At 69.2% G+C, this 22,031-nt stretch carries 22 protein-coding genes; 7 read left to right on the top strand and 15 right to left on the bottom strand.

Annotation, left to right across the window (positions count from 1 at the left end; all coding sequences use genetic code 11):
* Positions 1 to 31: 31 nt before the first annotated feature.
* The 3 genes from ABZX12_RS26035 to hppD all read right to left on the bottom strand — a co-directional run bounded on the left by ABZX12_RS26035 (position 32) and on the right by hppD (position 3,279).
* Entirely contained in the window at positions 32 to 1,408 is a 1,377-nt protein-coding gene (locus ABZX12_RS26035) for an FAD-linked oxidase C-terminal domain-containing protein (RefSeq protein ID WP_355697150.1), read from the bottom strand.
* Positions 1,409 to 1,453: 45 nt separating this feature from the next.
* Positions 1,454 to 1,927, bottom strand: a complete 474-nt coding sequence (locus ABZX12_RS26030; protein ID WP_355697148.1) for a hypothetical protein — start codon at positions 1,925 to 1,927, stop codon at positions 1,454 to 1,456.
* A 149-nt stretch (positions 1,928 to 2,076) separates the two neighbouring features.
* Positions 2,077 to 3,279, bottom strand: coding sequence for a 4-hydroxyphenylpyruvate dioxygenase (hppD, locus tag ABZX12_RS26025; RefSeq protein WP_355697147.1), 1,203 nt, complete (start codon positions 3,277 to 3,279; stop codon positions 2,077 to 2,079).
* 152 nt (positions 3,280 to 3,431) lie between these two features.
* Here hppD and ABZX12_RS26020 point away from each other — a divergent pair, with 152 nt between their 5' ends.
* Positions 3,432 to 3,914 carry an Lrp/AsnC family transcriptional regulator gene (locus tag ABZX12_RS26020; protein WP_355697145.1) on the top strand — a complete coding sequence of 161 codons (483 nt, stop codon included), beginning with the start codon at positions 3,432 to 3,434 and terminating at the stop codon, positions 3,912 to 3,914.
* A gap of 83 nt (positions 3,915 to 3,997) precedes the next feature.
* Here the strand turns inward: ABZX12_RS26020 and ABZX12_RS26015 are convergent, their stop codons facing one another.
* Complete coding sequence (locus ABZX12_RS26015) at positions 3,998 to 4,642, bottom strand: helix-turn-helix domain-containing protein (RefSeq protein WP_355472859.1); 645 nt, start codon at positions 4,640 to 4,642, stop codon at positions 3,998 to 4,000.
* 55 nt (positions 4,643 to 4,697) lie between these two features.
* Here ABZX12_RS26015 and ABZX12_RS26010 point away from each other — a divergent pair, with 55 nt between their 5' ends.
* On the top strand, positions 4,698 to 5,447 hold the full coding sequence (locus ABZX12_RS26010; RefSeq protein WP_355697143.1) for a hypothetical protein: 750 nt from the start codon (positions 4,698 to 4,700) through the stop codon (positions 5,445 to 5,447).
* A 140-nt stretch (positions 5,448 to 5,587) separates the two neighbouring features.
* Here ABZX12_RS26010 and ABZX12_RS26005 read toward each other — a convergent pair whose 3' ends face one another.
* From ABZX12_RS26005 to ABZX12_RS25995, 3 genes are all read right to left on the bottom strand, one after another.
* Positions 5,588 to 6,517 carry an NAD(P)-dependent oxidoreductase gene (locus tag ABZX12_RS26005; protein WP_355697142.1) on the bottom strand — a complete coding sequence of 310 codons (930 nt, stop codon included), beginning with the start codon at positions 6,515 to 6,517 and terminating at the stop codon, positions 5,588 to 5,590.
* Positions 6,518 to 6,622: 105 nt separating this feature from the next.
* Positions 6,623 to 7,855, bottom strand: coding sequence for an MFS transporter (locus tag ABZX12_RS26000; protein ID WP_355697140.1), 1,233 nt, complete (start codon positions 7,853 to 7,855; stop codon positions 6,623 to 6,625).
* Positions 7,856 to 7,906: 51 nt separating this feature from the next.
* Positions 7,907 to 8,668, bottom strand: a complete 762-nt coding sequence (locus ABZX12_RS25995; protein WP_355697138.1) for a phytanoyl-CoA dioxygenase family protein — start codon at positions 8,666 to 8,668, stop codon at positions 7,907 to 7,909.
* A 120-nt stretch (positions 8,669 to 8,788) separates the two neighbouring features.
* On the opposite strand from ABZX12_RS25995, the gene ABZX12_RS25990 reads away from it, so the two are divergent.
* Together ABZX12_RS25990 and ABZX12_RS25985 are read left to right on the top strand one after the other, a co-directional pair.
* Complete coding sequence (locus ABZX12_RS25990; RefSeq protein ID WP_355697137.1) at positions 8,789 to 9,436, top strand: AraC family transcriptional regulator; 648 nt, start codon at positions 8,789 to 8,791, stop codon at positions 9,434 to 9,436.
* A 15-nt stretch (positions 9,437 to 9,451) separates the two neighbouring features.
* Entirely contained in the window at positions 9,452 to 10,000 is a 549-nt protein-coding gene (locus tag ABZX12_RS25985; RefSeq protein ID WP_355472868.1) for an NUDIX hydrolase family protein, read from the top strand.
* A 7-nt stretch (positions 10,001 to 10,007) separates the two neighbouring features.
* On the opposite strand, the gene ABZX12_RS25980 is transcribed toward ABZX12_RS25985, so the two are convergent.
* A complete protein-coding gene (locus ABZX12_RS25980; RefSeq protein WP_355697136.1) occupies positions 10,008 to 10,736 on the bottom strand; it encodes an SDR family oxidoreductase in 729 nt (242 codons plus the stop codon).
* Positions 10,737 to 10,837: 101 nt separating this feature from the next.
* On the opposite strand from ABZX12_RS25980, the gene ABZX12_RS25975 reads away from it, so the two are divergent.
* Entirely contained in the window at positions 10,838 to 11,680 is an 843-nt protein-coding gene (locus tag ABZX12_RS25975) for a helix-turn-helix transcriptional regulator (protein WP_355697135.1), read from the top strand.
* A gap of 47 nt (positions 11,681 to 11,727) precedes the next feature.
* Positions 11,728 to 12,477, top strand: a complete 750-nt coding sequence (locus ABZX12_RS25970; protein WP_355697133.1) for a glycoside hydrolase family 16 protein — start codon at positions 11,728 to 11,730, stop codon at positions 12,475 to 12,477.
* Positions 12,478 to 12,530: 53 nt separating this feature from the next.
* Here ABZX12_RS25970 and ABZX12_RS25965 read toward each other — a convergent pair whose 3' ends face one another.
* The 3 genes from ABZX12_RS25965 to ABZX12_RS25955 all read right to left on the bottom strand — a co-directional run bounded on the left by ABZX12_RS25965 (position 12,531) and on the right by ABZX12_RS25955 (position 18,609).
* Positions 12,531 to 15,863: a CARDB domain-containing protein gene (locus ABZX12_RS25965; RefSeq protein WP_355697131.1), complete on the bottom strand. Its 3,333-nt coding sequence runs from the start codon at positions 15,861 to 15,863 to the stop codon at positions 12,531 to 12,533.
* A gap of 323 nt (positions 15,864 to 16,186) precedes the next feature.
* Positions 16,187 to 17,977 (bottom strand): DEAD/DEAH box helicase, encoded by a 1,791-nt coding sequence (locus ABZX12_RS25960; RefSeq protein WP_355697130.1) that lies wholly within the window; start codon positions 17,975 to 17,977, stop codon positions 16,187 to 16,189.
* Positions 17,978 to 18,036: 59 nt separating this feature from the next.
* Positions 18,037 to 18,609, bottom strand: coding sequence for a Uma2 family endonuclease (locus ABZX12_RS25955; RefSeq protein WP_355697128.1), 573 nt, complete (start codon positions 18,607 to 18,609; stop codon positions 18,037 to 18,039).
* Positions 18,610 to 18,730: 121 nt separating this feature from the next.
* Here ABZX12_RS25955 and ABZX12_RS25950 point away from each other — a divergent pair, with 121 nt between their 5' ends.
* Positions 18,731 to 19,003, top strand: a complete 273-nt coding sequence (locus ABZX12_RS25950) for a DUF3039 domain-containing protein (RefSeq protein ID WP_355472882.1) — start codon at positions 18,731 to 18,733, stop codon at positions 19,001 to 19,003.
* 26 nt (positions 19,004 to 19,029) lie between these two features.
* On the opposite strand, the gene ABZX12_RS25945 is transcribed toward ABZX12_RS25950, so the two are convergent.
* From ABZX12_RS25945 to ABZX12_RS25930, 4 genes are all read right to left on the bottom strand, one after another.
* Positions 19,030 to 19,587, bottom strand: a complete 558-nt coding sequence (locus ABZX12_RS25945; protein ID WP_355697126.1) for a YqgE/AlgH family protein — start codon at positions 19,585 to 19,587, stop codon at positions 19,030 to 19,032.
* A 7-nt stretch (positions 19,588 to 19,594) separates the two neighbouring features.
* Positions 19,595 to 19,975: a VanZ family protein gene (locus ABZX12_RS25940; RefSeq protein ID WP_355697125.1), complete on the bottom strand. Its 381-nt coding sequence runs from the start codon at positions 19,973 to 19,975 to the stop codon at positions 19,595 to 19,597.
* Positions 19,976 to 19,988: 13 nt separating this feature from the next.
* Positions 19,989 to 21,419 (bottom strand): NAD-dependent malic enzyme, encoded by a 1,431-nt coding sequence (locus ABZX12_RS25935; RefSeq protein ID WP_355697123.1) that lies wholly within the window; start codon positions 21,417 to 21,419, stop codon positions 19,989 to 19,991.
* Between the two features lie 296 nt (positions 21,420 to 21,715).
* On the bottom strand, positions 21,716 to 21,910 hold the full coding sequence (locus ABZX12_RS25930; RefSeq protein ID WP_355697121.1) for a hypothetical protein: 195 nt from the start codon (positions 21,908 to 21,910) through the stop codon (positions 21,716 to 21,718).
* Positions 21,911 to 22,031: the final 121 nt, after the last annotated feature.

Below are 22,031 nucleotides of genomic sequence, written 5' to 3'. Positions count from 1 at the left end.
CCGGCAGTTCTATTGCGGTTGCGTCACAGTGTCATCCGGCGACGACTTTCCCCGGATTGAGCAGGTTCTTCGGGTCCAGCGCGTTCTTGATCGCGCGGTGGACGTCGAGCGCCACCGGACCGATCTCCTCGGCCAGCCAGGTCCGTTTCAGGACGCCGACGCCGTGCTCACCGGTGATCGTGCCGCCGAGCTCCAGCCCGATCTCCATCACCCGGTCGAACGCGACCTGGGCGCGCTCGGCCTGGGCCGGATCGGTCTGGTCGAAGACGACCGTCGGATGCATGTTGCCGTCGCCGGCGTGCCCGAGGACGCCGATCGTGATGTCCAGCTCCGCGGACAGCTGCTCGATCCGGCCGATGAACTCGGCCAGCCGCGAGCGCGGGACGGCGACGTCGTCGATCATCGTCGTACCGAGTTCCTCCAGGGCGGTCAGCGCCGCCCGGCGGCCCTCGAGCAGCAGCTCGCCCTCGGCGTCGTCCTCGGCCTCGATGCACTCCAGCGCGCCGTGGTCGCGGCACAGCTTCGCCACCGCGGCGACATCGGCCGCGCCGGCCTCGCCGCCCGCGTCGGACTGCGCGATCAGCATCGCGGCCGCCTCGTCGGGCAGATCCATCCGCTTGTACTTGTTGACCGCGCGGATCGTCGTCCGGTCCATGATCTCCAGCAGGCTGAGCGAGACGCCGCTGCGGATGATCTCCAGGATCGCGTTCCCGGCCTCGACGCCGGAGCCGAACAGCGCGGCCATCGTCTTCGGCTTGGCCGCTGCCGGGCGGAGCATCAGGGTCGCCTCGGTGATGATGCCGAGGGTGCCCTCGCTGCCGACGATCAGCTTCGCCAGGTCGTACCCCGCGACGCCCTTCACGGTCTTCCGGCCGGTCCGCAGCACGCGGCCGTCGGCGAGCACGACCTCCAGGCCGAGCACGTAGTCCGTGGTCACGCCGTACTTGACGCAGCACAGGCCGCCCGAGTTCGTGGACAGGTTTCCGCCGATCGAGCAGAACTCCCAGCTGGACGGGTCCGGCGGGTAGAACAACCCGTGCTCGCCGACCGCGCGGGACAGGACCGCGTTGTAGACGCCCGGCTGCGTGACGACGTACCGGTCGACCGGCTCGATGGCCAGGATCCGGTCCATCTTCTCCAGCGAGATCACGATGCAGCCGTCGAGCGCGTTGGCGGCGCCGGACAGGCCGGACCGCGCGCCCTGCGGCACGATCGGTACGTCGTTCTCGTTCGCGATCCGCACCGCCGCCTGGACGTGCGCGGTCTCCCGGGCCAGCACGACGGCGAGCGGCGTCCCCGCCGGGCAGAACATCGCCCGGTCGTACCGGTAGCTCTCGATCCGGTCCGGATCCGTCACCAGCGCCTCGGGTGGCAGTACCTGACGCAGCTGCTCGACAACCTCACTCATACAGCCGAGCCTAGTTACTACTCCGCGGTACCGTGCACCCTTGTCTCAACGCGTGCGTTTGGTGACGTTCTCGGAGATCTCCTCGTAGCCGCCGCCGTAGTTGTGGTACTCCCGGCCGATCGCGGCGAACGTGATGCTGCCGCTGGTCGCCTTCACCTTGGGGGTGCGACAGGTGCGCTGCCCCTGGATGACCGCGCCGTTGCCGCCGCTGCTGTCGCAGCTGAGCACCCGTCCGTTGTTGCCGCCGCCGTACTGCACCAGGAAGGCGTTGGCCTTCGCGTTGGCGACCAGCGGCGACGCCATGGTGATCTCCGCCCAGTACTGGTAACAACTGTCGCGGACGAGTCGGACCGTGCCCCAGCTGGGCGGCTGATGATTACGCAGCATCGGCGCCGATGCGATGGACCTCGCGCCCGAGCAGCTGGCGGCCGTGGCCGCCTCGGCCGGGAGGGCGGACAACGCGAGAGCGCCCACGCCGGCCAGGCCGGCGGTGCTGAGCAGAATGCTCAGTGTCTTCATGACGAAACCCTTCCTGAATGCACGCCCCGACGCGCACTCAGGAAGGCACACTACGCGAACGGAGCCTGCCCGGACAGTCATTCCGGTAATCGGACAGCGACACGCCGTGTCCAGTTGCTTTTGGCAAGCTTTTGATCGTCAAACCTGCCTCAGAGGTTGCCGCGGCGCTCCTGTTCGCGCTCGATCGCCTCGAACAGGGCCTTGAAGTTGCCCTTGCCGAAGCCCAGCGAGCCGTGCCGCTCGATCAGTTCGTAGAACACCGTCGGGCGGTCGCCGATCGGCGCCGTGAAGATCTGCAGCAGGTAGCCGTCCTCGTCGCGGTCGACCAGGATGCCGCGCGACTGCAGCTCCTCGATCGGCACCCGCACCTCGCCGATCCGGGCCCGCAGCTCCGGGTCCTCGTAGTAGGAGTCCGGGGTGTTCAGGAATTCGACACCGTTGGCCCGCATGATGTCGACGGTGCGCAGGATGTCGTTGGTCGCGAGCGCGATGTGCTGCGCGCCGGCGCCGTCGTAGAACTCCAGGAACTCGTCGATCTGCGACTTCTTCTTCGCCACCGCCGGCTCGTTCAGCGGGAACTTCACCCGGTGGTTGCCGTTGGCGACCACCTTGCTCATCAGCGCGGAGTAGTCGGTGGCGATGTCGTCGCCGATGAACTCCGCCATGTTCACGAAGCCCATCACCTTGTTGTAGAAGGCAACCCACTCGTCCATCTTGCCGAGCTCGACGTTGCCGACCACGTGGTCGACGGCCTGGAACAGCCGCTTCGGGTGCCCCTCGGGCCGGGTCACCCGGGTGCTCGCCGCGACGAAGCCGGGCAGGTACGGGCCGTGGTACCTGCTGCGGTCGATCAGCGTGTGGCGGGTGTCGCCGTACGCCGCGATCGCCGCGCGGCGGATCGTGCCGTGCTCGTCGGAGACGTCGTTCGGCTCCTCGAGCACGACGGCCCCGACCTTGCGGGCGTGCGCGATGCACTTGTCGACGTCCGGCACCTCCAGCGCGAGGTCGGCGACGCCGTCACCGTGCTTGCGGTGGTGGTCGAGCAGCGGGCTCGACGGGGCGACACCGCCGGAGATCACGAAACGGGCCGAGCCGGACTTGAGCACGAACGCCTTGCTGTCCTTGGACCCGGTCTCGGGGCCGGAGTAGGCGACCAGGTCCATGCCGAACGCGAGCTGGTACCACTTCGCGGTCTGCGTGGCGTTGCCGACCACGAACACCACGGCGTCCATCGCGGTGACCGGGAACGGGTCGGTGCTCTCGTCGTACGGCACCAGGCCGACGAGCTGCTTCAGCTGGTCGAGGTCGAGATCGGCGTCGAGCTCTGCGGGGGTGAGGTCGGTGCTGGTCATCGGCTGCTCCTCCGGATTCGGATCGGTAGGCCGAGCCTTGTTCGTGGGAGGCAGGTTGCGCAACAGTTCCTTGTTTCACCAGGCAGTCTGCACACTGATTAGTCAGGATTGCTAGGCTATTTGGTCAGTCTGACTAACTGCGGAGGGATGCCATGGCGGTGGATGCGCTGGACGCCCGGATCCTCAGGTTGTTCGCCGCCGAGCCGCGCGTCGGCGTACTGGAGGCATCCCGCCGGCTGGGGGTCGCGCGCGGCACCGTCCAGGCGCGTCTCGACCGGCTGCAGCGCGACGGCGTGGTCCGCGGCTGGGGCCCCGACATCGACACCAGCGCGATCGGCTACCCGGTGACCGCGTTCGCGACCCTGCAGATCGAGCAGGGCTCAGGTCACACCACGGTCGCCGAGGCGCTGGCGCGGATCCCGGAGGTCCTCGAGGTCCACACCATCACCGGCGCTGAGGACCTCTGGTGCCGCATCGTCGCGCGCTCCAACGCCGACCTCCAACGCGTCATCGACCAGGTCGTCATCGTCCGAGGCATCCAACGAGCCTCGACGGTGATCGCCCTGGCCGAACAGATCCCGCACCGGGTACTTCCCCTGGTCGAGGCGGCGACCCGGACCTCGACCACTCACTAACCGGCCCGGAACGGCGTACCCGTCCGGTCGCCAGGCGGGGCATGGTCCGCAGAAGTGAGCTTGGTGAGTGCCGGGGGTCCGGTTCAGGCGAGGCGCTTGGCGACTTCTACTGCGGCTCGGGCTACCCGAGGGCCGACGAAGTCGCGGTCGAGTTTGCCGAGGACGACCACGCCGATGGAGGCCTCGACGCCGGGGACGCCGAGGACGGGTGACGACACGCCTTGGGCGCCGGCCTGGAGTTCGCCGGAGGTGACGACGAAGGGGCGGCCGGCGGGGTCGGGTTTGCGGCGGCCGGCCAGGATCGCCTTGCCGGCGGCGCCCTGGTCGAGGGCGTGCCGGGAGCCCATCCGGTAGGACACGTGATAGTCGGTCCAGCTCGGCTCGACGACCGCGATCGCGAGCGCCTCCTCACCGTCGGCGACCGTGAGGTGCGCGGTGGCGCCGGTGTCCTCGGCCAGCGAGCGCAGAACGGGCAGCGCGGCGTCCCGCAGCGTCGGCTGCACCCGGCGGCTGTAGTGCAGCACGGCGAGACCGAGCCGGGCCCGGCCCTCGCTGTCGCGGCGCACCAGCCGGTGCAGCTCCAGCGTGTTCACCAGCCGGTACACGACCGTCCGGCTGACCCGCAGCGCCGCGGCGAGCTCGGTGATCGAGAGCCCGTCGGGGGCGTCCGCGAGCAACTCGAGGACGGTGAGTCCCCGGTCGAGCGTCTGCGAGGTCTCGGCTGGCACCTTGTTAGCGTATCCGTTATTCGGTCGCGGCCCGATGGGCCCGTATCTTGCTGCCGTGCGAAATTACTGGTCGCTGCTCCCCGCCGTCGTCGTGATCGTGGGCCTGATCCTGGTCTATGCCGTTCCGACGATCATCAATCCGCAGTGGACGAGCTCGATCACGGCGCTGTTCCGCACCGCCCCGGTGCCGGACGACGCGACCCCCGAGGAGGCCCGCCGGGCGGCCGGCATCCTCGGCCCGCAGCAGCTGAAGTCGCGCCGGATGCTGGCGATCGCGATGGTCGTCGGCGCGGTCGCACTGATCGGTTTCAACATCTCGCTGAACCGCGAGGCGGTCGGTTGCTACAAGGCCGCGCGAGCGTTCGGGGCGATCGACGGCCCGGACGACAAGGATCCGTGCATCGACAAGATCTACGGCACCTTCATCGGTGACGGCAGCGGTACCCCGGACGAGGAGCACCCCCAGCCGGCGCAGTACTACCAGCTGATCAAGGGGAAGAAGCCGAAGTACCTGAAGTGGATCCAGAACGCTCCCAAGTACGACGAGGCGGATCTGGTGATCGGCACCGTCGGCAAGTGCGCGTCGGACCTCAAGGTCGAGCAACTCGAGGACAAGATCCGGGTGACGATCGACGTCGACGTACCCTGCCCGGAGGACAGCAACATGTCGATGACGCCGATCAAGCTGAAGGAGCCGCTCGGCGGCCGCAAGCTCGTCACCGTCGACGACAAGCCGATGACCGAGATCAACCCGGACATGGACTCCTGGTTCACGGTGCTGAAGAAGCTCGCGACCGGCGGCTGATAGCCAGCCGTGGCCCTGGTCGACATCCTCGATGTCGACCAGGGGATCCACAGGGCAGTCGTCCTCGTCGGACGGTTGCCCTGCGACCGGCGCTCGCCTCCCCGATTCATCTGCCGAGGCAGGTTGCTCGACGAGTCACGTCAAGGCAGCATGCCTTTGCGCCAGGTGGGGTGTCCCGGGTGCCAGCCCAGTTCGCGCTTGGCCTTGGCGTTGGATGCGCCGCGCAGCTCGGTCATGAGCACGACGCCGGCCTCTCCGGCGGCCAGGCGTCCGACGAACCGCGGTACGCGCATCGGCTTCTTGGCGCCCAGCATCGCCGCCAGTTCCGGCAGCCATTCGGAGACCGGTGCGGGATCGTCGTCAACGATGTTGTAGACACCGCGACCGCCGTTCTGCACCGCTGCGACCGTGGCCTCGGCGGCGTCGGCGATGTGGATGAACGACCACACCCCGGCGCCGTCGCCGACGACCGGGAACTTGCGTTTGCGGATCATCTCGAACTGCTCAGAGCCCGGAGCCATGGAGGTGCCGGGCCCGTAGAACCCGCCGTAGCGCAGCACGATGCCCTCCGTCCAGTCGGCGCTCAGCACCGCGTTCTCCAGATGTTTGATCGCGGAAATCATCGAGGCCATCTGGCTGATCGGTGCGAACTCGAGCGGGTCCTCCTCGTTCTTGATCGGCCCGCCGGTGCGGGCGTAGGTGAAGGCCCCGTTGCTCTGGGCGACGAAGCGTCGTACTCCAGCGGCTCGTGCGGCCGCGAGCAGATTGTCGTTGCCCTCGATCCGCAGCCGGCCGGTGGCGGCGAAGCTCCGCTCGAAGTTGCGGGTGTCGACGTGCCCGATGGAGGTCAGTTGGTTGACGATCACCTCTGGCGCGGCCTGGCGTACGGCCGCCTCGACCTGGGCGCGGTCGAGTGCATCCGCCAGCACCGGGACGGCACCCAGCTGTGCGGCCCTGACCTTGGCGGATTCGCTACGGATCATCGCGAACACCTCGTGACCCGCGTCCACCAGACGTGGCACCAGTTCGGTGCCCATAGCTCCGGTCGCTCCTGCTACCAGCACTCTCATTGTTCTCATCTCCAGTCCGGTTCGGATTTGTCCCTTGAACCGGACAGCCCGCCAATTCCTGACAGCTGGGCGAGTGATGCGCGTCACGCTGTGAGCAGGCGTGCCTCAGCTCAGCGCCCGGGTCCGCGAGTCGTACACCCGGAACGGCCGGTTCCGGGCCAGCAGGATCAGCAGCCCGGCGATACAGACCGCGGCGCCGCCGAGCAGTGCGACGGTCGGGCTGGTCAGCGACGCCGTCGTCCCCGCGACGAAGTCCCCCAGCCGCGGCCCGCCGGCCACGACCACGATGAACACCCCCTGCAGCCGCCCACGCATCGCGTCCGGCGCCGCGGACTGCAGCACCGTGTTCCGGTACGCCGAGCTGACCATGTCGGCGGCCCCGGACATCGCGAGCAGCGCGACGCCCAGCCAGATCGTCCGCGACAGCCCGAACAGCCCGACGGCGGCGGCGTACGCCGTGATTGCGAGCACGATCGCCACACCCTGACGGCGCACCCGGGTCACCCATCCGGAGAAGATCACGCCGATCAGCGCCCCGATCGCCGGCGCGGCCTGCAGCAGCCCGACGGTCCGGACGCCGCCGCCGAAGAACGCTCCCGCCACGGCCGGAAACAGCGCCCGCGGCTGCGCGAACACCATCGCGAGGATGTCGGCGAGGAACGTGGCCAGCAACGCCGGCGCCGCGCGCAGGAACGTGAACCCTTCGAGCACCGAGCGCAGCCCGGCCCGCCGTACGGCGCCGGTCGGCGGCACCGGCGGCAGCCGGAACAGCGCGTACAGCGCGGCGGTGAACGTGATCACGTCGACCAGGTACGCCGCCGCGAACCCCTGCCAGGCGATCACTGCCGCGCCGAGCAGCGGCCCGGCGGTGAAGCCCAGGTTGAACGCGGCCTGGCTGAGCGTGTTCGCGGCCGGCAGCAGCTCGGGCCGGATCAGCCGCGGGATGATCGCGGACCGCGCCGGGTTGTTGACCGCGAAGCAGGCCGACTGGCAGGCCACGACGGCGTACAGCACCCCGACCTGGCCCCAGTCCAGGTGTGACTGCAGCACCAGGACCATCGAGAGCAGCCACAACCCGGTGGACGAGACCAGGGCGAGCGTACGGCGGTCGATCGCGTCGGCCATCGCGCCGCCGTACAACCCGAAGACGATCAGCGGGACCAGAGAGAACAGCCCGACCAGCCCGACCGCGAACGTCGAATGCGTCAGCGCGTACACCTGGATGGAGACGGTCACCGCCGTCATCTGCTGACCGAGCTGCGACACCGTCGACCCGATCCACAGCCTGCGGAAGTCGGCGGACTCACGCAGCGGACGGATGTCGGTGAGCAGACGCACGGTGACAACTTATGTCACACCGTGAAAAATTGCAGGGCGCTCAGACCCCCGCTAAACAGCCGGGAAGAGCTCGTGCTCGAGCGGTTCGCCGACGGTCAGGCCGACGCCGTCGGTCACGACGTGGCCGGCACCGGTGTACGTCGCCGCCGCGTCGATGTAGATCGCCACGTGCGCGATCCGCGGGTCGTCGGTGAAGTTCGGTGTCGCGGAGTGCGCCAGGTAGGCGTTGTGGAAGGTGCAGTCGCCGGCCTGCAGCGGGATCGTCAGCCGCTCCTCCCAGCGCAGGTCCGGCGCGGCGCGGAACATGTCCTCGTGGTCGGACAGGTCCTGGCTGCGCAGGTCCTGGTGATGCTGCGAGCCCGGGATGAACGTCATGCAGCCGCGCTCCACCGGTACGTCGACGAGCGCGACCCAGGCCGACAACGAGGCCCGCGAACCGGCGTGCGGCCAATACGGCGCGTCCTGGTGGAACTCGGTCGCGGCGCCGTTGTGCGGCGGCTTGATCAGCAGCTGGTCGTGCCAGATCCGCAGCGGTACGCCGGCCAGCGCGGTCGCCGCCGCGGCGAGTCGCTTGTCCAGTGTGAGCTCCCGCAGGACGTCGTTCTGCCGCCAGACGTTGACGTACTGGTTGAAGATCTTCGACTCCTTGAACAGGTCGTCGGCGCGGGCGGTCCACTCGGCCGCGGCGGCCGCGAACCGGGCCGCCTCGTCACGGCCGATGATGTTCCGGATCCGGACGACGCCGTCGCGGCGGTAGGCGGAAATGATCTCTTCGTCGAGCACCGCGGGTGCCGTAGGGTCGGTCGTGGTCATCGAGGGCTCCTCGGATTCGGTCGTACTGGAAGGTGTTTCCAGGGTCGCGGACCCGCGGCGGCACCGACAGGACGAGGTTGACCGCCAGTTGACCGGAATTCACCTCCTGGGAGGTCGGTCGTGCACAACGTGCTGAGCAGTGAGGTCTTCCCGGACCTCAGGCTGCCGGTCGCCGGCGAACGGATCGAGCTGGTCGCGGACGTCGCCGTGCACAGCCACGCCTTCTTCGAGATCGCGGTGGTCGTCGCCGGGCGGGGCACACATGTATCGGCCGGCGGCGAGGTCCAGCTCGCGCCGGACTCGGTGGTGGTGATCCGCCCGGGCGAGTGGCACGGGTACGTCGACTGCCAGGGCATGGTCGTCCGCAACGCCTACCTGGGGCCGGACGTGTTCGGCCTCCTGTCCGGTGCCCTGATCCCCGCGGACACGGGCATGCGGCCGGCACCGCACCCGGCGGTGCAGCACGCGATGCGTCTCCTGGAATCCGACCTCGCCGCGCCCTGGACCCTCGAGCAGCTCGGGGCAGCCGTCAACCTCGCGCCCGGGTACCTGATCCGCCTCTTCGGCACCTCGGTCGGCATGTCCCCGATGGCGTACCTGAACCGCGTCCGCGCCGAACGCGCCGCCGGCCTCCTGATCGAGACCGAGCTCCCGATCAGCACCATCGGGGCCTTGGTCGGCTGGCACGATCCGAGCCACGCGACCCGCAGATTCCGCTCGACATTCGGACTCAGCCCCTCCCGGTACCGGTCCGCTTTCAGACCGTAAGCGAAGATGTCCCCCATGAGTTCGTCGCTGCGTACGCCTGACCCGAATCCCGGCTGGCTCTCCGAGTTCGCGCTCGCCGAGACCCGCACGCGGGTACCGATCCTGTACGTCGAGGCCGTGCCGGCGCGCGTCGACCCGGCGGGCCGGATCGAGCACATCGGGGTCCTGCTCCGGACCTCGGCCGCGACCGGCGAGATCACCCGCACGCTGGTCTCGGGGCGCGTCCTGCACAACGAGTCGATCCGCGACGCGCTGCAGCGCAACATCGAGAAAGACCTCGGGCCGGCCGCCTTCCCGCGGCTGCCCGCGACGCTGGTCCCGGTCACGGTCGCGGAGTACTTCCCGTTCCCCGGCATGACCCCACTGCACGACCCGCGTCAGCACGCGGTCGCCCTGGTGTACGTCGTACCGGTCACCGGCGAGTGCAACCCGCGTCAGGACGCGCTCGAACTCACCTGGCTGACCCCGGAGGAGGCGCTGGCCCCGAGCCTCCTCAACGACATGGAGGGCGGTCGGGGTCAGCTGCTCAAGCAGGCGCTCGCCTGGTCGGGCGCGATCGTCTGACGCTCCGTCACCAGGGCAGCCGGCCCTCCTCGGCGTACACCTGTCCGGTCGGGCCGTCCGGACCGAGGGTCGCGAGCCGGACCGCGACGGCCGCGCCCTGCGCCGGCGTGCGCGCCGCGGTCCAGCCGCCCATGTCGGTCGCGCAGTTGCCGGGGTCGGCGGCGTTCACCAGGATGCCGCTGCCGCGCAGCTCGTTGGCGAGCATGACCGTGACCATGTTCACGGCCGCCTTCGACGCGTTGTAGCCGAGCGTCAGCACCGTCGACATCCGCGACTCCGGATCGCCGACCTGCTCGAACGATGCGAGCGACGTCGACAGGTTCACGATCCGGGCCGCCTCGGCCTGGTGGAGCAGCGGCAGGAACGCCTGCGTGACCCGCACGAGCCCGAGCACATTGGTCTCGAACGCCGATCGCAGGACCGCGGCGCCGATCCGCGAGACCGCGTCGTCGCCCTCGGGAATGATCGCCGCGTTGTTGACCAGGACGTCGAGCCGCCCGTACTCCGCCGCGACCCGCTCGGCAGCTGCCCGCACCGACTGCTCGTCCGTGACCTCCAGGTGGAGGCCGACCACATCCAGGCCCTCGGCAACCAGTTCCTTCACCGCGAGCTCGCCGCGCTCCGGGTCCCGCGACCCGGCGAGCACGGTGAAACCGGCCTGCCCGAGCTGTCGTGCGATCTCCTTGCCGATGCCTTTGTTGGCGCCCGTGACGAGCGCGATCTTCGTCGTGTTCATGCCGTCCACCCTGAGTTGATCGGGCCCGGCGAGGCAGAGTCGGCCGAGGCTGGGATCGGCGGTCCCTGTTTGGCCGTGCGCGTGCCTGGGATCCTGGGACCATGGATCGCGACGGGCTGGCGGAGTTCCTCCGGGTACGACGGGAGGCGTTGCGCCCCGCCGACGTCGGACTGCCCGCCGGCCTGCGCCGCCGGACGCCCGGGCTCCGCCGGGAGGAGGTGGCGAGCCTCGCGACGATGTCCACGGACTACTACACCCGTCTGGAGCAGGGCCGCGGCCCGCGCCCGTCCCGCGCGGTGCTGACCGGTCTCGCCCGCGCGCTGCGGTTGTCCGACGACGAGCGCGATCACCTGTTCCGGCTCGCCGGCGAGCAGCCCGGTCCGCCAGCCGGCCCGCCGACGGAGGTGCGGACCGGCGTACTGCGGATGCTCGCGCGCCTCGACGTCCCGGGACTGGTGCTGGACGCGAAGTACGACGTCCTCGCGTGGAATCCGCTGGCCGCGGCGCTGATCACGGACTTCTCCGCGCTCCCGCCGCGGGACCGGAACCTGCTCCGGCTCCGTTTCCTCACCGACCGGCAGACCGAGTTGTTCGGCGAAGAGGCCACCCGGGAGTTCGCCCGTGATGCCGCCGCCGATCTGCGGGCGGCCACCAGCACCTACCCGAACGATCCGGCCATCGCCCGGCTCGTCGACGACCTGCTGGCCGGGAGCCCGGAGTTCGCGGAGATCTGGGCGCGGCACGAGGTCGGGCGGCAGCAGTCGCTGTGCCAGACGATCTTCCATCCCCAGGTCGGGCGGGTCGACGTGATCTGCGAGGTACTGGTGGTGCCGGAGCGCGACCAGCGCGTGGTGCTGTACACGGCCGAGCCGGGATCGGCGTCCGAGCAGGCGATCCGGCTGCTGGACGTGATCGGCATCCAGGAGTTGACAACCAAGCCCTGATCAAGCGACTGTTTGATCCGTTGGTTTCCGACGGAGAGGCTTGCCTGATGCGTAAGTTACTTACGGCTCTGGTCGTGCTGGGGTTGTTCGTCGTCCCGCTGCGGGCCGCCGACGCCGCCCCCGGCACGCTGGTGTTCGCGGACGAGTTCGACGGTACGGCGATGGACCGGACGAAGTGGGCCATCCACTCCAACGCGGAAGCCGACCAGTGCCTGGGCAACAAGGGCAACCAGCAGCTCGAGTGGCACACCTGGGACGCGCTCTCGGTGAGCGACGGCAAGCTGACGATGACCGCGCGGAAGAACAACCCGGCGGCCGGGTACGAGTGGTCCGGCGCGCTGATCACGACCGGGCAGGCCTGCGGGCACGAGCCGTCGCGGTCGTTCGCGGTGAAGACCGGCGACTACGTCGAGACCAGGCTGAAACTCCCGGCGGACAAGGGATTCTGGCCGTCCACGTGGACCTGGAACGGCAACGGCTCGAACGAGCAGGACACGTACGAGTTCTACAGCGACAACCATCGGGCGCTGTATCTCACCAACCACCAGTCCCCCGGTGGCGGGTGCACCTACCAGTCGCCGACCGACCTGACCGCCGACTGGCACACAATCGCCCAGCAACTCGGCCCCGACGAGACCGTCTGGTATCTCGACGGCAAGGAGATCTGCCGGCAGGGCGCCTACACCGCCGGCGCCAGTGACGCGCTGATCCTCGACCTGTTCGTGTACGGCAAGATCCCGCCGACGGTCAGCTCCGGGTCGATGCAGATCGACTACGTCCACGTCTACCGCCCGTAAAGGCTGGGGCCCAGCACCTCGTGCGGAGGTGCTGGGCCTCGGGGTAGCGGCTGCTACTGCCCGGTGAAGGTGAAGGTGCTGCCGGGCTCCTTCAGGATGTCGCCGTCGCGGGAGTTGGTGATCGTGACGTTCGACAGGTTCGCGTTGCCGCGGGCGCCGCCCATCGCGAGGATGCCGGACCCGTTGTTCGACTTGTCGATCCTCACGTTGCTGATCGCAACGTTCGGCATCTCCCCGCCGCCGGTCTTGAACTGGATGCCGTCGTACGTCGAGTCGTGGATCTCGGTGTCGGTGATGGTGACACCGGGGATCGGGAGGTTCGACGGGAACAGCGTGATCGCGCCGAACTCCTGGTCCTCGTTCCAAAACACCCCGCCGCACCGGTAGAGCGCGTTGTTCGCGATCGTCGTCGTGCCGGAGAACGGCAGTGGATCATGGTCGGTGGCCAGCATGATGCCCGGGTAGTTCATCGTGTCGTACACCAGGTTGTTCTCGATCCGGTTCCCGTACCCGCCGTAGATCGCGAGCCCGTTCGCCCGCCAAGGCAGCTGGATCGTGTTGTTGGTGAACGCGTTGTCGTGGCCGACGTCCACCGATTGGTCCTTGACGTACTTGTTCGCCCACACCGCGAGCGCGTCGTCGCCGGTGGTCCGGAACGACGAGTTGAACACCTTCGAGTTCCGGGTGCCGTTGGAGAAGTTGATGCCGTCGGCGTACGTGTCCCGGATCCGCATCCCGCTGAACTCGAGCCCGTCGGCCGGCCCCCACAGCTCCGGGATGTTGTCGTAGTCGCGGCCGACCCAGACCCCGACGTTCGAATGCTCGATCCAGACGTTGCTGATCTTGGTGCCGGTCCCGAAGCGGCCGTTCAGCCCCACCCCGCCCTCGGCGTTCCCGTCGCCGCCGCGGATCCGGCCGGACCCGAAGATCGCGATGTCCGACAGCTGCACGAACTTGTCGATATCGAAGCCGAAGTTGCCTTCATGCGGGTGGTTGATCCCGCCCGCGTTCTGCGGCTCGATCGTCGAGTACAGCTGCGAGTACCACATCCCGGCGCCGCGGATCGTGGCGTTGCTGATCCCGACCTGGTTGAACTGACCCCGGTTCTGCGGGTCGTCGGTGAGGATCTTCTTCTCCTGCCGCCACTGGCCTTCGGGGATCCAGACGCAGCTGATCACGCCGTTCTGGTCGTCCGTCACGGCGCGCTGGATGGCGTCCGCGTCGTCGATCCCGTCGTTCGGCACCGCGCCGTACTGCGTGATCGACGTACATCCGGCCGGCTGGGACAGCGCCGGCGCGACCTGCTCGAGGTCGACCAGGTCGATGATGTAGTACGCCGCCGTGTCGCCGGCGTCGCGCTGCAGGCGGAACGTGGTGCCGGCCGGGTAGGACTGGTTGAGCAGGGCGTGCGACTCGTCGAAGAGGCGGCGGGCGTCGCCGCCGGGGGTGTTGGTGAGTCCCTCGGGTGAGTCGGTGTCGCCGTACAGCCAGCTGTTGTGGCTGCTCAGGGTGAGCTTCTGCTTGAACGTGCCGTTCACGTACAGGCTGATCGTTGCCTGGAGCCCCTGCCCGTCGGCGGAGTCCGGGATCGAGTTGCGGACCACGATCGAGTTGGTCGGCACGGTCGAGGTGAACTCGACGTACTGACCGCCGGAGTTCAGCCGGACCGACTGCCGGCCGGACGACTCCGTGGCGAAGTTGGTGTGCCCGAAGGTCCGCTGCGCGTCGGCGGTCAGCAGGGTGCCGGTGTAGTTGCCCGCCTCGGCCTCGTACGACGTGAACGGTACGGCGGCGCCGCGGCCGACCACCATCGACTTGGTCAAGGTGTTGTTGGTTTCGTTGGTCTCTGCAACGGCGTTGCCCGCATCGGCCGTGGCCGTGAGCGTCGCGCCGCCGTTCGCCGCGGTCCAGGTACCGCTGATGGCCACGTTGGCGGTGGCGCCGGCCGCGATCGACGGCGCGTTGCCGTTGAGCGTGGTCGTGCCGACGACCAGGCGCGCCACGCTCGCCGCTGCGGCCGCCGTACCGCGGTTCTTCACGGCGACCGTGAACGAGACCTGGGCACCGGGTGCCGGGTTGGCGGGGGTGGCCGTGATGCCGGTGACCTGGAGGTCAGGCCCCGCGGCCTGGGCGACCGTCAGCTGGGTCGCTGCTTGGAGCGTGTTGTTGGTGTCGCTCTGCTCGACGACCACGTTGGCCGGGTCGGCGACGGCGGCGACGGTGTAGTTCCCTTGCGCACGCGTACCGGCGCTGGCCGTAACCGTGGTGGATGCACCGGCGGCGAGTGCCTGGACGTTCGCGGTTCCGGCGACCGAGCCGCCGAGCAAGAAGTTGAGGCTGCTGGCCGGTGCGGCTGCCGAGCCGTTGTTCTTGACGGTCGCGGTCAGGCTGATCGGCGTCGACTCGGTCGGCGCGGCGGGTGACCAGTCGACGTTCGTCACGACGAGGTCCGGGTTGGGCGCCGCCGTACCGAAGACCTGCAACTCGGCGACCTGGCCGCCGGGAGCGCCGGTGTTGCTGAACAGTTGCAGGCGAAGGTCGGCGTACCGGCCGGCGACCGGGATCGTCACGGTGTTCTGGTTGGCCGAGGGGTCGAACTGGTAGCTGGTCCGCGCGACGGCCGACGTGAACGCTGTCGCGCTTTGTTCACGGCCGAGGACCTCGATGCTCTGGGTGCGCGGGCCCCAGACCGGGTCCGGGTTGAGCTTGACGACGACCGAGCTGACGTCGGCGTTCGCGCCGAGCTTGACGGTCAAGGTCGACGGGAAGCCGTTCGACTCCCAGTAGGTGCCGGCGTTGCCGTCGTTGGCGTTGGTCGCGACGAAGCCGAACACCGAGCTCGACGCCTCGATCGCCTTGCCGGCGGCGAGGTCCGTGCCGGTCGGGGGTTCGACCGGCCCGCCACCAGGCCCGGCCAGTGCGAACTCCGACAGTTGGGCGGCCGGCCAGCCCGTGTTCGCGGTGAACGTCAGCCGGACGTAGCGCACCGAGGTGTTGGTGAAGTCGATCGTGACCACGTTGGTGCCGCTGAAGGTGTACGCCGTGCTGCTGACGAGCGTGTTGAACGAGGAGCCGTTCGCGCTGCCCGACACTGTGAGGGTCTGGGTGCGTGGCCCCCAGGAGGACGGGAGCTTGAGCGTCACCTGGTTGACGTCCTTCGTGGCGCCGAGGTCCGCCTGCAGCCACTGCGGGAACGCATTGTTGCTGCTCTCCCAGTAGCTGTTCTGGTTTCCGTCGCCGGCGTTGCCGCTCGGGTATTCACCGAGGGAACTGCTGGCGGTCAGCGTCTTGGTCAGGTCGGCGGCCATGGCGGTCGGGACCGACAGCAGACCGGCGGCGACGAGCAGGGCGGCCAGCAAGAGCCGCAAGAAATTCTTCCGATGCATCGGGTAGTCCTCCATCGGGGCGGTGGGAGGTTTCCGCGCTACGGAAATTGCATGACTCTGACGACTTCTTGCAACGCGGGTATCCGAAGCTTGCAGCACTGGTCGCAGCACGTCAACACTTCGCCATCGACGGAAACACCCGCATGGCGACGCTCTCCCCTTGCCTGGCGGACCGACGAATTTGACTGGCGGACCGGCGAATTTGACTGGTTGACCACTGAACTCCTGGGTTCTGCACCCAAACTCACGGTGCAGAACCCAGCATTTGGCTGGTCTGCCAGGCAAATGGCGGTGCGGGAGTTGGTTCGGTCGCGTGGGAGAGGTCAGGCGCGGCGCTGGGTCGCCCAGTCGCGGATCAGCTCGATGCGTTCCTTCAGCTGGATCGAGGAGGCGTGCGCGGCAGCCGGACCGCCGAGCTTGCGGCGCAGGTCGTTGTGGATCACGCCGTGCGGCTGGCCGGTGCGGTGGTGCCAGGCGGCGACCAGACCGTTCAGCTCGCGGCGGAGCAGCGCGATCTGCTCGTGGGTGGCCAGCTCGGTCGGCGTCGGATCCTGGCGGTCACTCGTGGACCGCGAGGACTTCTTCTGCGCCGCCAGCGACTTCTGCTGGCGTTTGTGCAGCAGCTCCCGCACCTGGTCGGGCTCCAGCAGGCCCGGCAGACCGAGGAAGTCCAGCTCCTCGTCGGACGCGTTCTCGCCGCCGGTCCCGTAGTCGCCGCCGTCGAACACCACCCGGTCGAAGCTCGCGTCCGACCCGAGCGCCTCGAAGTTGCCCTCGAGCTCGTCACTGGCGCCCTCGGCCTGGTTGGCCTGCTTCAGCAGGTCGTCCTCGAGGGCGAAGATGTCGCCGTCCTCGTTCGTGTTCTTCCGGCCGAGGACGTGGTCGCGCTCGACCTCCATCTCGGCCGCGAATCCGAGCAGCCGGGTCACCGACGGCACGAACACCGACGCCGTCTCGCCGCGCTTGCGGGCCCGCACGAACCGGCCGACGGCCTGGGCGAAGAACAGCGGCGTCGACGTCGGCGTCGCATACACACCGACCGCCAGCCGCGGCACGTCGACGCCCTCGGACACCATCCGCACGGCGACCATCCACCGGGAGTTGTCCTCGGAGAACTTCGCGATCTTCTTGCTCGCGGCCTTCTCGTCCGACAGCACGACGGTCGGCGCCTCGCCGGTGAGCTCGCGCAGCGTCTTCGCGTACGCGCGGGCCGTGTTCTGGTCGCCCGAGATGACCAGAGCGCCGGCGTCCGGCATGTGCCGCCGCACCTCGGTCAGCCGCTTGTCCGCGGCCGCCAGCACCGCGCCCATCCACTCGCCGGCCGGGTCCAGCGCGGTCCGCAGCGCCTGCGCGGTCAGGTCCTTGGTGAGTGGCTCGCCCAGCCGCGCGGCGATCTCGTCACCGGCCTTGGTCCGCCAGCGCATCTCGCCCGAGTACGACATGAAGATCACCGGGCGGACGACGTGGTCGCGCAGCGCGTGCCCGTACCCGTACGTGTAGTCGGCCTTGCTCCGGGCGACGCCGTCGTGACCCTCCTCGTACGTCACGAAGGGGATCGGGTTGTCGTCGCTGCGGAACGGCGTCCCGGTCAGGCAGAGCCGGCGGGCCGCGGGCTCGAACGCCTCGCGGACGCCGTCGCCCCAACTCAGCGCGTCACCGCCGTGGTGCACCTCGTCCAGGATCACCAGGGTCTTGAACCGCTCGGTCCGGACCCGGAACGCCAGCGGATTCACCGCGACGCCGGCATACGTCACCGCGACGCCCTGGAAGTCCTTGTTGGTCTTGCCGCGGCGCCCGGCGAACGCGGGATCGATCGAGATGCCGGCCCGGTCCGCGGCGTCGGCCCACTGCACCTTGAGGTGCTCGGTCGGCGTCACCACGGTGACCCGCTCGATCTGCCGCCGGTGCAGCAGCTCGGCGGCCACCGTCAGCGCGAACGTCGTCTTGCCCGCGCCCGGCGTCGCCACCGCGAGGAAGTCCCGCGGGTTGTTGTCCAGGTACAGCTGGAGCGCCTCGGCCTGCCAGGCTCGCAGCTTGCTCGCGGTGCCCCACGCTGCCCGATCCGGATAGGCCGGTGGCAGGACAGCAGGGTTGGCCGGCACGTGCGAATCCACAGACAGCTACTCCCCCGAAGGTCGACAATGTGCCGGGCAGGAAGGTTACCCGAGATCCGTTACGAGATCAGATCGGCAGGCACCACCGTCACGTCGTACGGACTCGTCAGGTGCGCCGCTTCGTCGCCGGTCACCTTCGCGACCTGCACAAATGCGCCGTCCTGCAGTTCCCAGGCGATCAGGCTCGGCGTGTCGGGATCCACCACCCAGTACGCCTGGCAACCAGCTGCCTCGAGCCGCGAGAACTTCACCATCAAGTCGAAGCGCCGCGTGCTCGGCGACAGCACCTCGACCGCCAGCAAGGGTGCGACCGGCAGGTCCTGCTCGCCGAAGTCCTCGCGCGCAGCAACTACCAGGTCAGGTTGCAGCACGGTGTCCGTTGCCAGGACCACGTCGACCGGCGCGAACAGCACCAGTAGCTCGGCCGGGCAGGCACGCTTGAGGATGTCGTTGACGTTGCTGGCGATGATCTGGTGCCGGATGGCCGGGGCCGGGGTCACGAGCAACGCCCCGTCGATGAGCTCGTACCGGTGCCCGTCATCGGGCATCCGATCGAGATCGGCCCTTGTCAGCGGTCCGAAGGGCTGCCAGGGCACCGCGGGTTGGGTCGGGATGGGTTCCACGAGACTCATAGTGCCTCCTTTGGTCGGTCACGGCAGAGAAGGTGCCGTGATCTGCCCCTGGATTCCCCGGGATTCCCCGAGCTGTGGAAAAGTTCCTGGTCTGCTGGTGATGCGTCCTACACTCGGGGGTATGAGCACACAGCTGACCCCCGGCGCGGAGACGGTTGTCGACGAGCGGACGCAGACGTCGCCGGCCGAGCCTGGCGATCACGAGCGGTTCTCGCACTACGTGCCGAAGGACAAGCTGACCGAGGCGATGGTGATGGGCACCCCCGTCGTCGCCCTCTGCGGCAAGGTCTGGGTCCCGAGCCGCGACCCGCAGCGCTTCCCGGTCTGCCCGGAGTGCAAGGAGATCTGGGACTCCCTCAACCCCGGCGACGACGACCAGGGCGGCGACGAGTAGTCCCCCGGAAAGTCCCCCGGAAGGGGTTAGTTGAGGGTCGGGTCGTCGGGGTAGGTGGCCAGGTAGGCCATCTGGTCGTTCTGGCGGCGGAGGACCCGGCGCCAGAGGGTCTCGGGGTCGTGGCCGAAGACGTCCTCGGGGTCGGATTCGACCACGTACCAGGCGCCCTCGGCGATCTCGCCCTCGAGCTGGCCGCTGGACCAGCCGGCATAGCCGGCGAAGATGCGCATCCGGGTGATCGCGCCCTCCAGCAGCGCCGGCGGTACGTCGAGGTCGATCAGCCCGATCCGGCCGAAGCACTCCCGCCAGCCGGGCGGGTCGGTGGTGTCGATGACCTCTGCGACCGCGAGTGCACTGTCGGTGCCGACCGGGCCGCCCATGAACAGCACGCCGGGCTCGTCGACGGCGGACGACCAGTTCGGCAGCACCTGGTCCACGGACAGGTCGGCGGCGCGGTTCACCACCACCCCGAGTGCGCCGTCGTCGTCGTGATCCAGCAGCAGGATCACCGACCGGCGGAAGGGCGGCTCGTCGAGCAACGGGGTCGCCACCAGCAGCGAACCGGTCAGGGTCGAGACCGTCATACCTCCATCATGGCGTACGACGGGTCGCCCGTGACCCCAGCCAAGCGCCCAGCGCGACCCCGACCAGGTCGGCCAAGGCGTCGAACGGGTCGCCGTCGCGCTGCGGCAGCAGCCAGTGCTGCACCAGCTCGCTGACCACCGCGTTCGCGACGAGAGCTCCGAGCAGCCAGCGCGCCGGCACACCGACCTTGAGACCGGTGAACGCCACCGCCGCGAACAGGAAGCAGTGCGCGATCTTGTCCACCTGCGGCAGCCCGACGTGCGGACCGGCCTCGCGCGGCGCGTAGACGCCGTACAACTGGAGCGCCACCGCCGCGACGAAGGCGATCCGCCAGGCCCAGATCCGGACCTGCGACCCGGTGGCCGACCCCGTCAGCGTAGAAGTCACCTGTCCACCGTACTCACAGCGCGGGAGCGTCGTCCGGATAGCTCTCGTGGGCCGGAGCCTTGCCGCCGGCCGCCTCACGAACGGCGTGGGCCACCATCGTGTGCACCTCCGGGTGGAAGACGCTCGGCACGATATAGCTGGCGTTCAGCTCGTCGTCGGTCACCACGCCGGCCAGGGCGCGCGCGGCGGCCAGCTCCATGTCCACCGACACCTTGGACGACTGCGCGTCGAGCAGACCGCGGAAGACCCCCGGGAAGACCAGCACGTTGTTGATCTGGTTCGGGTAGTCACTGCGGCCGGTGGCGACCACGGCGGCGTGCTCGCCGGCCTCGGCCGGGTCGACCTCGGGCACCGGGTTCGCCAGCGCGAACACGATCGCGTCCTCGTTCATGGTGGCGATGTCGGCGCCGGTCAGGATGTTCGGCGCGGAGACGCCGATGAACACGTCCGCGCCGGCCAGCGCACCCTTCAGGTCGCCGCTGTACTTGGCGGCGTTGGTGTTCTCCGCGATCCAGCGCAGCTCCGGCGACAGCCCGTCGCGCTCCGGGTGGATGACTCCGCCGATGTCGGCGACGCAGGTGTCCTTCACGCCGGCCGCGAGCAGCAGCTTCAGGATCGCCGTACCGGCGGCGCCGGCGCCGGACAGCACGACCCGCACGTTGCTGATGTCCTTGCCCACCACGCGAAGCGCGTTGTACAGCGCGCCGACGACGACCACCGCCGTACCGTGCTGGTCGTCGTGGAAGACCGGGATGTCGAGCTCCTCGCGCAGCCGGGCCTCGATCTCGAAGCAGCGCGGCGCGGAGATGTCCTCCAGGTTGATCCCGGCGAAGCCCGGCGCGATCGCCTTGACGATCGAGACGATCTCGTCCGGGTCCTGGGTGTCCAGGCACAGCGGCCAGGCGTCGATGCCGGCGAACCGCTTGAACAGCGCGGCCTTGCCCTCCATCACCGGCAGCGCGGCCTTCGGGCCGATGTTGCCCAGGCCGAGGACGGCCGAGCCGTCGGTGACGACCGCGACGCTGTTGCGCTTGATGGTCAGCCGGCGCGCGTCGTCGGGGTTGTTCGCGATCGCCAGGCAGACCCGCGCGACACCCGGCGTGTAGATCATCGACAGGTCGTCGCGGTTGCGGATCGGGTGCTTGGCCTCCATCGAGATCTTGCCGCCGAGGTGCATCAGGAAGGTCCGGTCCGAGACCCGGGCGATCTCGACGCCCGGCACGGCGCGCATCGCCTCGACCAGGCGGCCCGCGTGCTCGGTGTCGGCCGCCGCACAGGTGACGTCGATCCGCAGCCGCTCGTGGCCGGACGCGGTCACGTCGAGCGCGGTGACCAGACCGCCGGCCTGCTCGACCGCGGTCGTCAGCTTGCTCACCGTCGAGCCGCCGGCGGGCACCTCGAGGCGAACGGTGATGGAGTACGAAACACTCGGCAAGGCAGTCACGCGGGTGATCCTCTCACGTCACTGGTCATGCTCCGAGGTTACGTACGTTAAGTGCACGGCAGACGTCTGGGTAGTCCATTACTCGCCCCGGCATACTGGTCGGTCAGGAAGGGAGCCAGAGTGCCGACTGTCAGGGACGTGGCAGCACCCGCCGGGGTGTCGACGGCGACCGTCACCCTCAACGGCTAGCCGACGGTCGACCCGGACCTCCCGGTGCGGGTACGGCGGGCTGCCGACGAGCTCGGGTACTCGGTCGTGCTGTGCAACTCCGACGAGAGCGCGGAGAAGGAGAGCCGCTACGTCGACATTGCCATCCAGGAACGGGTCGCGGGCGTCATCCTGTCCCCGAGCGGCCCGGCGTCCTCGGTCGCGAAACTCGCAGCGCGCGGTACGCCGTACGTCGCGGTGGACCGGCCGCTGCCCGGACGCGACAGCGACGTCGTACTCGTCGACACCCGGCCCGCGGCCCGCGGCCCGCGAGGCGACCGCACATTTGGTTGCCCAAGGCCACGAACGGATCGGCTGCAGCAGTTCGATCTGGGTGGAAGGTCGGGGCGGACCTCCATCACCCACCAACTCGTCCGGCCGACGCGCGACTCCGCCCGCGGGAGC

Source organism: Kribbella sp. NPDC003505, assembly GCF_040610875.1.
Classification (GTDB): domain Bacteria; phylum Actinomycetota; class Actinomycetes; order Propionibacteriales; family Kribbellaceae; genus Kribbella.
This window is presented reverse-complemented; position numbering and strand designations above follow the sequence as displayed.